Here is a 9,592-nt window from a genome sequence, read left to right as displayed (position 1 = left end):
CAATCTTTGCAACAGAGCCCGTTGACGCAGACTGATCAGAGCTTCTCAAAATCCTACTTGCAAGCGGGGCGGGCCATACGTTTTTTGCGCACGGTGGCAAGCTGATGGTGCCACACGGTGTGTCGGATCCGGTGTTCTCGGTCATGGACACGCTGGCATGGCGCGACCGCGTCGTGCAGCGCTACGGCGCACGGACCGATGATGGTTTGCGCGTGTTCCCCGTTGCCGGCATGGCCCACTGCATGGGTGGGCCGGCGACGAGCCATTACGATGCCTTGGGTGCGCTGGTCGCCTGGGTGGAACAGCACAAGGCTCCGGACAGCCTGCTCGCCACGGCGGATGCGCACACGCCATGGCCGGGCCGCACGCGCCCTGTCTGCGCCTGGCCAAGGATCGCGCGCTATCGTGGCGGCGACCCCGAGCGTGCCGACAGCTTTGCCTGCGAATGATCGCCGACACGCCCAGACACCACTGCAGGATCAGCGAGTGAAACCGGAAAACGGCGTGAGATAGATCGCGCCGAAGCCGTCAAGCACTGCGCGCACTTCGGGCGTCGTCTCACCGTAGACGTAAAGCTTCTCGATCCGCACCAGCGCCAGGAATTGCTCAGCGAAGGGCGAGAAGGTCTGCTGTACATGAGGCAACAGGCCCTCGATGCGATAGCGCTCAACGATATGGACTTGCGTGCGGGCCTCATTGACCACGTACTCATACGTAAGCGTATCGGCTTCCTTTGCCGTCTCGGCCACGATCTTCGCGACAAGCTCCTTGAAAGCCGGAAAGTCAGCCGGTTCGATCGCGCAGTGATAGATGCTGTAAAGTTCGCCCTGCATCGCGGTTTTCCTTTGAATAACTTGAGATCAGACACGTTCGATAAGCAAAGCCAGCCCCTGGCCTACGCCGATGCACAGGAAAGCCAGACCATAACGCCCGCCGGTGCGCTGCAGCTCCTCCACCGCAGTCATAGTGATGCGTGCACCCGACATTCCGAGCGGATGGCCCAGTGCAATCGCGCCGCCATTGGGGTTGACGCGCGTGTCTGTCAGCGGATCGATCCCAAGATCGCGCAGCGTAGCAATTGCTTGGCTGGCAAAGGCTTCATTGAGTTCGATAACGTCCAGGTCGCCAACACCGAGCCCGGCGCGGGCGAGCACCTTACGCGCGGCTTCGATCGGGCCGGCTCCCATAACGCGCGGAGCAATCCCGGCGGCCGCCATGCCAATGATGCGTGCGCGCGGTGTCAGCCCGTTGGCCTTGGCAGCGGCGTCCGAAGCAATGATCATCGCAGCGGCGCCATCGTTCAGGCCCGAGGCATTGCCCGCCGTCACGGTTCCATCAGCACGCACGACCGGCTTGAGCTTGGCCAGCGCCTCAAGGCTCGTCGCGCGCGGATGCTCGTCACGTTCGAACAGCTTGGGCGGTGCCTTGCCTTGCGGAACCTCGACCGGCTCGATCTCCACGTCGAAACGGCCCGATGCGATGGCCGCAGCAGCCTTTTCCTGGCTTGCCAGCGCAAAGCGATCCTGATCCTCGCGGCTCACCTGCCACTGGTCGGCGACGTTCTCGCCGGTCTGCGGCATCGTGTCGACGCCATAAGCTGCCTTCATCGCCGGATTGATGAAGCGCCAGCCAAGTGTAGTGTCCTCGATCTTCTGGGCCCGGTCGAAGGCACTTCCTGCCTTGCCCATGACGTAAGGCGCGCGAGTCATGCTCTCGACGCCGCCGGCCACCATCAGGTCGGCATCGCCCGAGCGGATTGCCTGCGCAGCAATGCCGACGGCATTCAGCCCCGACGCGCAGAGGCGATTAACGGTGACGCCCGGAACCGTTTCCGGCAGCCCGGCTAGAAGCACAGCCATGCGCGCGACGTTACGGTTGTCTTCTCCCGACTGGTTGGCGCAGCCGAGGATTACATCATCCACCTGTGCCCAATCGAGGTCCGGATTGCGCTTTGCCAATGCGCGAAGGGGCAGCGCGGCCAGGTCGTCGGCGCGCACGCTGGCCAGCGATCCGTTGAGCTTCCCGACAGGGGTGCGGATGGCATCACAGATGAAAGCGTCGGTCATCGAGCGGTTCAATCCTTCAGAAATTCGAGCATGGTCTCGGCCAGAAGCCGCGGCGCCTCAAGCGGCGCGAGGTGCGCAGCGGGCAAGGCCGCGTGGTTTGCTCCGGGAATCTGGGCAAGCAGGTATTCACCGTGGCCTTCAAAGGGCGTGGAGGTGTCACGGTCGCCCGTCACTACCAGCGTCGGACAGCCGATCTGGCCAATCCGTGATGCGAGATCCATATCGCGGATGGCTGCCGCGCATCCGGCGTACCCCGAAGCTGCCATATTCACCAGCTGGCGGCGGATCGTCTGCGCCACTGCAGGCTCGGCGGCAATGAATTCGGGTGAAAGGAACCGCCCCATGGCCAGATCGACGATAGCGGCCATGCCTTCGCCGCGCACCTTTGCCACGCGGTCGCTCCACGCGGTCTTGTCCATCTTAGCCGAAGTGCAGACCAAAGACAGCGCGGCGACGCGATCGGGCCGTGCGAGCGCCATTTCCATCGCAATCATTCCGCCCAGCGATACACCCGCCACCGCTGCAACTGTGATCCCGGCGCCATCCATGGCGCCAAAGATGTCCGCAGCAAGGCCTGCCATGGCGTAGTCCTCGTCTGCGACATCCGATGCACCATGCCCCCGCGTGTCAACGCGCAGGAGCCGGTGGCTTTGCCGCAGCAGCGGTAGCGCGCCGTCCCACAAGTCCATGTCCGTGCCGATGGAATTGAGCAGAACCAGCGCGGGCACATCGTCACGCCCTTCGAGCTTCCAATAGACGCGCTTTCCCTCTTCCCCGCTGAAAGGCATCAGCCCTGCGCCCCTTCGACAAAGGCCGAAACATCGAGCGGTGCGCCGGTCTTGGCGACGACCTCGGCAACTGTAACCCCCGGCGCCAGTTCGACGAGCGTCAGTCCGCCCGCCTTGCGGTCAACCGCAATGACAGCGAGGTCCGAGACGATCAGGTCCACCACCCGCCGCCCGGTCAGCGGCAGGCTGCACGCCTCGAGAATCTTGGGCGCACCGGACTTTGACACGTGGTCCATCACGACGACAATGCGCTTGACCCCGGCGACGAGGTCCATTGCCCCGCCCATGCCCTTCACCATCTTGCCGGGAATGGTCCAGTTGGCGAGGTCGCCGTTTGCGGCAACTTCCATCGCGCCCAATACGGCCATGTCGATATGACCGCCCCGGATCATCGCGAAGCTGTCGGCCGAAGAGAAGAAGCTCGACGTGGGCAGCGCGGTGATGGTCTGCTTGCCCGCGTTGATCAGGTCCGGATCGGCCTCGCCATCATAAGGGAAAGGGCCGATGCCGAGCATGCCATTCTCGCTCTGCAGCGTAACCTTGATGCCTTCGGGCACGTGGTTAGCCACCAGCGTCGGTATGCCGATGCCAAGGTTGACGTAGTCGCCATCGCGCAATTCCTGCGCGGCGCGCGCGGCCATCTGGTCACGATTCCACCGCATCAGGCGCTCTCCCTTTCGCGTACGGTCAGCTTTTCGATGCGCTTTTCATTGATCGTCGAAAGCACGATGCGGTCGACGTAGATGCCGGGTGTATGGATGCAGTCGGGGTCGAATGTACCTGCGGGCACGATCTCCTCGACTTCGACCACCGTTACTTTGGCCGCCGTTGCCATGTTCGGGTTGAAGTTGCGCGCAGTGCGCCGGTACATGAGGTTGCCCTCGGGGTCGGCACGCCACGCCTTGATGATGGCAAGATCGGCGCGCAGCCAATTCTCGCGCACATATTCCTCGCCTTCGAACACCTCGACCGGCTTGCCCTCAGCGACGACCGTGCCTACGCCGGTGCGGGTATAGAACGCCGGAATCCCCGCGCCCCCCGCCCGGATGCGCTCTGCCAGCGTCCCCTGCGGCGTCAGCTCGAGTTCAAGTTCGCCCGACAGGTACTGCTCCTCGAACAGCTTGTTCTCGCCCACATAGGACGAGATCATCTTCTTCACTTGGCGGCTCTTCAACAGCATCCACAGGCCGAAGCCATCGGCGCCAGCATTGTTGGAAATGACCGTTAGGTCCTTCACGCCCGCCGCGCGGATTTCGGGAATCAGGCTTTCCGGATTGCCGGACAGGCCGAACCCGCCAGACATCACGGTCATCCCGTCGAACAGCACGCCGTCCAGCGCCGCCGCGGGACTTGAATAAATCTTGGACATTGGTTGGCCCTTGCGTTCAGCCCAGGTCACCGCCCGCAACGGGCAGGATGGTTCCGGTTATGTAGCTTGCCTCGTCCGAGGCCAGGAAAAGGATTGGTGCGATCTGTTCGTCCAGGGTGCCATAGCGCTTGAAGAACGTTGATCCCGTCACCTGTTCGACCGCCTGCGCCATCCACGCCTGTTCCTGCGCATTGTCGCCGGCGGCATTTCGCGGCACCCTGCGCGGCGGTGCGCTGGTTCCCCCCGGCGCAGTCGCCACGACGCGGATACCTTGTTCGCCATATTCCATCGCCAAGCTCTGCGTCAGCGCGTTGATCCCCCCCTTGGCCGCCGAATAGGGACCGCGCCGGATGCCGCGCGTGGCATTGGACGATACGTTAACAATGGTGCCCGAACCTTGCGCCAGCATCGCGGGCAGCGCCGCATGGCAGCCATAAAGCGTCGGCATGAGCGAGCGGCGGATTTCCGCGTCGATCTGCTCGGGCGTGAACTCGGCAAAGGGCCGCATGCGGATAGCACCGCCGACATTATTGATGAGAATGTCGATCCGGCCGAAATGGGCAACAGCCTCTGCCATGGCCGCTGCTGCGCCTTCATGCGTTTCGAGATCCGTCACGAATGCCCGCGCCGATAGCCCGATTTCGGCGGCCACGTCGGCAACGAATTCGGCCCGGTCGACCAACAGGACCTGCGCGCCCTCTGCCGCGGCCCGCAGCGCCACACCGCGTCCGATGCCCTGCGCAGCGCCAGTCACGACCATCACCCTGCCGGCAAACCGCCCCGCGAAATGCGCCACCGGATCAGACATGATAGACGTCGATCACCTGGTTGATGTAGTCGTTCTTGAGCACGATCTTCTTCGCCGAAATCTTCAGTTCGCCGCCGACCCGGCGCAACGTGCAAAAGGTCGCACCAAAGAACTGGCTGGTCATCTTGAAGCGATGGCTGAGCGTATGCCAGTTGTAACGCACATCAAGCTCGTCGCCGCGATCGTCCATCAGTTCGATGTTGGCGATCATGTGCGTGGTGCGCGGTTCCGGCGTGCTCGCGCTCGAACGCTCGGTCTCGAGCCGGTACACGCGATCTTCCAGACCTTGCCTGTTCGCGTAATAGATCAGCGAAATCTGGCTCTGCGGATCGGTGACGAGTTCGTCGTCGTCGGTCCACGCCGGCATCCAGTAAGTGCAGTCAGGCGTGTAGCATTCGAGCCACGCGTCCCATTGCCGGTCGTCGAGCAGGCGCACCTCGCGATTGAGGAAAGCGGTAACTTCAATGAGCACGCTCACGCCATTTCCTCCGCCCGCTGGTCACTCTGCGCAAGGCCATCAAGCAGGGCCTTGGCCCAGTATTCGTGCTGACGGACGAACAGACCCTCGTCCTCGCTGCGCTCGCTGCTCAGCAGCGGATTCATGCCCATCTCGCGCGCATTCTCGTCGGGTCCGTTGATCCAGCGCTTAGCACCACGACTGAGGTCGTTCCACAATTCGCCCGCGCCCGCATAGGAGGCCTGGCACGTGCGGAACTCCTCCAGATCATCGGGTGTGCCCATGCCGGAGACGTTGAAGAAATCCTCGTACTGGCGGATGCGGATAGCGCGCAGTTCGGCGCTCTCGCCCTTCGGCGCAAAACAGTAGATCGTCACTTCGGTGTGATTGACATCGATCGGTCGCACCACGCGGATCTGCGTGGAGAACTGGTCCATCAGGAAGACGTTGGGATAGAGCGCCAGATTGCGGCTCTGCTCGACGATGAAACGCGTGCGCTCCTTGCCGAGCCGCTTCTCAAGTTCTTCCTTGTGCGACCAGACGGGCCGCACCTCGGGATTGAGCACCTTGGTCCACAGCAGGATATGCCCGTTGTCGAAGCCGTAGACTCCGCTTACGGCCTTGGACCAGCCGTTGGCATCGACCGCCTTGGTGCCGCCTTCGGCGCGCCGCTCCATGGTCTTGGCGTAGTTGTAGTGCACCGAGCTGACGTGGTAGCCGTCGCAACCGTTCTCCATTTGCAGCTTCCAGTTGCCCTCGAAGACGTATGACGAACTTCCCGCCAGAACCTCGATGCCATCTGGTGCTTGGTCGACAATCTGATCGATGATCACTCGCGTCTCGCCGAGGTATTTGTCGAGCGGCCCAACATCGGGATTGACGCTACCGAACAGAAATCCGCGGTAGCTTTCAAAGCGGGCAAGGCGGGCGAGGTCGTGCGACCCGTCCTGATTGAACGAAGCGGGATAGGCGCCCGAGCTCTCGTCCTTGGCCTTCAGCAGCTTGCCGTCATTGGTGAAGCTCCAGCCGTGGAACGGGCAGACCATGACGCGCCCGTTGCCCCGCTTGCGCCGACACAGCATCGCGCCGCGATGCGAGCAGGCGTTGATGAAGGCGTTGAGTGCGCCATCCTTTGTACGAGTGATGACCACGGGGGTCCGTCCAACCGTCACCGAGAACCAGTCGTTTGTCGACGGGATCTGGCTCTCGTGCGCGAGATAGACCCAGTTGCCCTCGAAGATGTGCTTCATTTCGAGTTCATAGAGATCAGGGTCGGTAAAGATGTCGCGGCGGCAGCGGAACTGCCCGGCATCCGCGTCATCGACAACGGCCGTTTCAATGCGATTCCTGATGGCACCGGACATCGTCATTTCTCCCAGATTCTTGCGTCAGACTTCAAGGCGCGCGCGGGTGGAAAACTTCTCATCTTCCTGGTCCACGGCACGCTGCATCTCGAAGTCGAACGTGATCGAGGCACTGTCGCCTTGACGCATGGGCACGGGCAGCAGGCCTGCGCGCGTGCCGAACGCAAAGTCGTCATGCGCGAACGGATCGTCTCCAAAGTTGATCTGCGTGGTCAGCTGGCGGTAGCCCGGCGCTTCGATGAAGAAGTGGACGTGGGCCGGGCGGTTTCCGTGACGGCCAACGGCCTTCATGAGAACGTCGGTCGCCCCACCGGGGGGCACGCTGTAGCCCTTGGGCATCTTCGAACGGAATGCATAGCGACCGTCGTCGCCTAGCTTTATGCGACGGCGATTGTTGAACGGCGTCTGCTCCTTCGTCGGGTCGAAGTGCGAGTACCAGCCCTGCGAGTCCGCATGCCACACGTGCATGATAGCATTCCGCACCGGCTCGCCATCGGGGCCACGCACCTGACCCGTCATGTACAGGCTGGTGGTGTCATCGGGATCAACGGTGAGGTTGACGTCCGGCCCTTCGACCAAAGGCGCGCCTGCAACATAAAGTGGGCCTTCGATGGTCCGCGGCGTACCGCCGGCAAGACCTGCCTCGGCATCCTTGGCGTCCATGTAGAGGTCCATGAAGTGCTCGAGGCCGATGCCCGGAACGATCAGCCCGATCTCGCCGGCGCTGTCCTGCAAGTATTTGACCGCGCCCCAGAACTCGCTCTCGGTCACGTCGTGACGCACGATCACGCGCGCAGTCGCCTCCAGCAGATCGCGCATGATGGCTTTGAGGCGGGCATCGCCACCATCACCGTCAAGGCCTGCCGCACGGTCGAGCAGGTTTCGGATCGGAGCGGAATCAACGAATGATTCTTGCATGACGTCAATCTCCCAAGATACTGTTTCAATTACCTGATTATAAAATGTCCGGTTCAGCGGTCATCGTCGTGAAGCGATGAGGGATGCCGGCAGAGCGCAGTCACCTTCATCGTCATGAAAGGGTAGAGCGGCAGGCCGATAAGGATGTCGTGCAGTTGCGAATTGCTCTCGACATCGAAGATGCTGACGTTGGCGTACTGCCCCGCTACGCGCCAGATGTGTCGCCACGTGCCCGCTGCCTGCAGTTCCTGAAACCGCGCCTTCTCGGCGGCCTTCAGCTGTGCCGCCTCGTCCGCATCGAAGCCGAGCGGAATGTTGACCTGCATTTCAACCATGAACAACATGCGTGCGTCCTCTCAGGCGACGGCGTGAATGACGGGGGCCGCACTGTCGCGGCGGAAGCGGGCGATCTTTTCCTCGTCGAGCGTGACGCCGAGGCCCGGCGCATCGGGGACCGCCAGCTCGAAATCGGCATAGCGCAGCGGCGTTGCCAGAATTTCCTCGGTCAGCAGCAGGGGGCCGAACAGTTCGGTGCCCCACGCCAGTTCAGGGAACGAGGCAAACAGGTGCGCCGAGGCAACGGTGCCGACGCCGCCTTCAAGCATCGTGCCTCCGTAAAGGCCGATCCCCGCAGCCGTCGCGATGGCGGCAACCTCGCTTGCAGGATGCAGCCCGCCCGATTGCGCGATCTTCACCGCGAACACGCCGCCAGCCGCCGCAGAGGCGATGCGGAAGGCCGAACGCGGACCATTGAGCGCTTCGTCGGCCATCAGCGGCACCGCCTGGGTTCCGGACAGCCGCGCCATCGCATCTAGAGCATCGCGCGCCACCGGCTGCTCGACTAGTTCGACGCCGACATCGTGCAGCATTGCCATGCCACGCACGGCCTGCGCTTCGGACCAGTTCTGGTTTACGTCGACACGCACGCTCGCGCGTCCGGCCAGCGCCTTGCAGATTGCCCCCACATGCGCAACGTCGTCCGCGACTTCGCGCTTGCCGATCTTGAGCTTGAAGATGCGATGGCGGCGCTGCTCGAGCATGGCCTCGCCCTCCTCGATGTCGCGTGCGGTGTTTCCGCTGGCGAGCGTCCATGCGACGGGCAGCGAGGACCGTACGCGCCCTCCCCCGATCAGCTCGGAGACCGGCACGCCCAGCCGCTTGCCCGCCATGTCGAGAAGCGCCGTTTCCACCGCGCACTTGGCGAAATGGTTGCCGCGCACGCTGCGGCCGATCCGTGCCATCGTGGCGCGCACACGCGAAAGATCGCAGACCTGAAGGATCGGTGCGATATATGTATCGATTGCAGACTTGATGCTTTCAGGGCTTTCCTCGCCATAGCTGAGGCCGCCTATGGTCGTGCCCTCCCCGATGCCTTCGACGCCGTCGCCGTCGGTCAAACGAACAATGACCATCGACTGCGCACGCATGGTCGCCATCGCGAGGACGTGTGGCCGGATTGTCGGCACATCGACAATGAAGGTATCGATCCGGTCTAAAGCCGCCATTATCACACCTCTCCAACTTCACACTGTTATCAGGAAAAGTAGCGTGTCACCGGAGGGCTTTCAAAGATCATTGCGGTCATGACTCCATACCTGTAAGGTATAGCAATGGACCTGAGGCACCTCCGTCAATTCCTTGCGGTGGCAAGTGCGCGGAGTTTTTCACACGCGGCAGCCACTCTTAACATCGCGCAGCCACCCCTAAGCCGAACGATACGTCAAATGGAGGAGGAAGTAGGAGGCCTGCTTTTCGACAGGACTGCCCGGCCGCTAAGTCTGACCCCTCTTGGTCAATTGCTTGGCTCTGTTGCAAAGATTGG

At 62.5% G+C, this 9,592-nt stretch carries 13 protein-coding genes; 2 read left to right on the top strand and 11 right to left on the bottom strand.

Going from position 1 to position 9,592, the window contains the following annotated elements; all coding sequences use genetic code 11:
- Positions 1-50 precede the first annotated feature (50 nt).
- Positions 51-449: a tannase/feruloyl esterase family alpha/beta hydrolase gene (locus H926_RS0109330; protein WP_082209089.1), complete on the top strand. Its 399-nt coding sequence runs from the start codon at positions 51-53 to the stop codon at positions 447-449.
- 30 nt (positions 450-479) lie between these two features.
- Here the strand turns inward: H926_RS0109330 and H926_RS0109325 are convergent, their stop codons facing one another.
- Genes H926_RS0109325 through H926_RS0109275 form a run of 11 tightly spaced genes read right to left on the bottom strand, consistent with a single transcriptional unit; the run spans position 480 to position 9,275 of the window.
- Positions 480-833: a hypothetical protein gene (locus H926_RS0109325; protein WP_022676055.1), complete on the bottom strand. Its 354-nt coding sequence runs from the start codon at positions 831-833 to the stop codon at positions 480-482.
- 27 nt (positions 834-860) lie between these two features.
- Positions 861-2,066 carry a 3-oxoadipyl-CoA thiolase gene (pcaF, locus tag H926_RS0109320; RefSeq protein ID WP_022676054.1) on the bottom strand — a complete coding sequence of 402 codons (1,206 nt, stop codon included), beginning with the start codon at positions 2,064-2,066 and terminating at the stop codon, positions 861-863.
- A gap of 8 nt (positions 2,067-2,074) precedes the next feature.
- Positions 2,075-2,854 (bottom strand): 3-oxoadipate enol-lactonase, encoded by a 780-nt coding sequence (gene pcaD, locus H926_RS0109315; protein ID WP_022676053.1) that lies wholly within the window; start codon positions 2,852-2,854, stop codon positions 2,075-2,077.
- Positions 2,854-3,516 (bottom strand): 3-oxoacid CoA-transferase subunit B, encoded by a 663-nt coding sequence (locus H926_RS0109310; RefSeq protein ID WP_022676052.1) that lies wholly within the window; start codon positions 3,514-3,516, stop codon positions 2,854-2,856. Before H926_RS0109310 ends, pcaD begins: the two co-directional genes overlap by 1 nt.
- On the bottom strand, positions 3,516-4,223 hold the full coding sequence (locus tag H926_RS0109305; RefSeq protein ID WP_028657796.1) for a CoA transferase subunit A: 708 nt from the start codon (positions 4,221-4,223) through the stop codon (positions 3,516-3,518). Before H926_RS0109305 ends, H926_RS0109310 begins: the two co-directional genes overlap by 1 nt.
- A gap of 16 nt (positions 4,224-4,239) precedes the next feature.
- Complete coding sequence (gene benD, locus H926_RS0109300) at positions 4,240-5,031, bottom strand: benzoate diol dehydrogenase BenD (protein WP_022676050.1); 792 nt, start codon at positions 5,029-5,031, stop codon at positions 4,240-4,242.
- Positions 5,024-5,509: a benzoate 1,2-dioxygenase small subunit gene (gene benB, locus H926_RS0109295; protein WP_022676049.1), complete on the bottom strand. Its 486-nt coding sequence runs from the start codon at positions 5,507-5,509 to the stop codon at positions 5,024-5,026. Before benB ends, benD begins: the two co-directional genes overlap by 8 nt.
- Positions 5,506-6,852 (bottom strand): Rieske 2Fe-2S domain-containing protein, encoded by a 1,347-nt coding sequence (locus H926_RS0109290; protein ID WP_371256232.1) that lies wholly within the window; start codon positions 6,850-6,852, stop codon positions 5,506-5,508. Before H926_RS0109290 ends, benB begins: the two co-directional genes overlap by 4 nt.
- Positions 6,853-6,876: 24 nt before the next feature.
- Entirely contained in the window at positions 6,877-7,770 is an 894-nt protein-coding gene (locus H926_RS0109285; RefSeq protein ID WP_022676047.1) for a dioxygenase, read from the bottom strand.
- 53 nt (positions 7,771-7,823) lie between these two features.
- Positions 7,824-8,114 (bottom strand): muconolactone Delta-isomerase, encoded by a 291-nt coding sequence (gene catC, locus H926_RS0109280; protein ID WP_022676046.1) that lies wholly within the window; start codon positions 8,112-8,114, stop codon positions 7,824-7,826.
- A gap of 12 nt (positions 8,115-8,126) precedes the next feature.
- Positions 8,127-9,275, bottom strand: coding sequence for a muconate/chloromuconate family cycloisomerase (locus H926_RS0109275; RefSeq protein ID WP_022676045.1), 1,149 nt, complete (start codon positions 9,273-9,275; stop codon positions 8,127-8,129).
- A gap of 105 nt (positions 9,276-9,380) precedes the next feature.
- Here H926_RS0109275 and H926_RS31650 point away from each other — a divergent pair.
- Positions 9,381-9,592 (top strand): LysR family transcriptional regulator (locus H926_RS31650; RefSeq protein ID WP_148291690.1); only part of this gene is annotated, 212 nt, incomplete at its 3' end.

The sequence above is a fragment of the Novosphingobium sp. B-7 genome (assembly GCF_000410615.1).
In the GTDB taxonomy this organism is placed as follows: Bacteria; Pseudomonadota; Alphaproteobacteria; order Sphingomonadales; family Sphingomonadaceae; genus Novosphingobium; species Novosphingobium capsulatum.
This window is presented reverse-complemented; position numbering and strand designations above follow the sequence as displayed.

Excerpts from the sequence above, each read along its gene's own strand:
- H926_RS0109285 (WP_022676047.1), bottom strand. The coding sequence starts at position 7,770 with ATGCAAGAATCATTCGTTGATTCCGCTCCGATCCGAAACCTGCTCGAC.
- pcaF (WP_022676054.1), bottom strand. The coding sequence starts at position 2,066 with ATGACCGACGCTTTCATCTGTGATGCCATCCGCACCCCTGTCGGGAAG.
- H926_RS0109275 (WP_022676045.1), bottom strand. The coding sequence starts at position 9,275 with ATGGCGGCTTTAGACCGGATCGATACCTTCATTGTCGATGTGCCGACA.
- H926_RS0109310 (WP_022676052.1), bottom strand. The coding sequence starts at position 3,516 with ATGCGGTGGAATCGTGACCAGATGGCCGCGCGCGCCGCGCAGGAATTG.
- catC (WP_022676046.1), bottom strand. The coding sequence starts at position 8,114 with ATGTTGTTCATGGTTGAAATGCAGGTCAACATTCCGCTCGGCTTCGAT.
- benD (WP_022676050.1), bottom strand. The coding sequence starts at position 5,031 with ATGTCTGATCCGGTGGCGCATTTCGCGGGGCGGTTTGCCGGCAGGGTG.
- H926_RS0109305 (WP_028657796.1), bottom strand. The coding sequence starts at position 4,223 with ATGTCCAAGATTTATTCAAGTCCCGCGGCGGCGCTGGACGGCGTGCTG.
- pcaD (WP_022676053.1), bottom strand. The coding sequence starts at position 2,854 with ATGCCTTTCAGCGGGGAAGAGGGAAAGCGCGTCTATTGGAAGCTCGAA.
- H926_RS0109290 (WP_371256232.1), bottom strand. The coding sequence starts at position 6,852 with ATGTCCGGTGCCATCAGGAATCGCATTGAAACGGCCGTTGTCGATGAC.
- H926_RS0109325 (WP_022676055.1), bottom strand. The coding sequence starts at position 833 with ATGCAGGGCGAACTTTACAGCATCTATCACTGCGCGATCGAACCGGCT.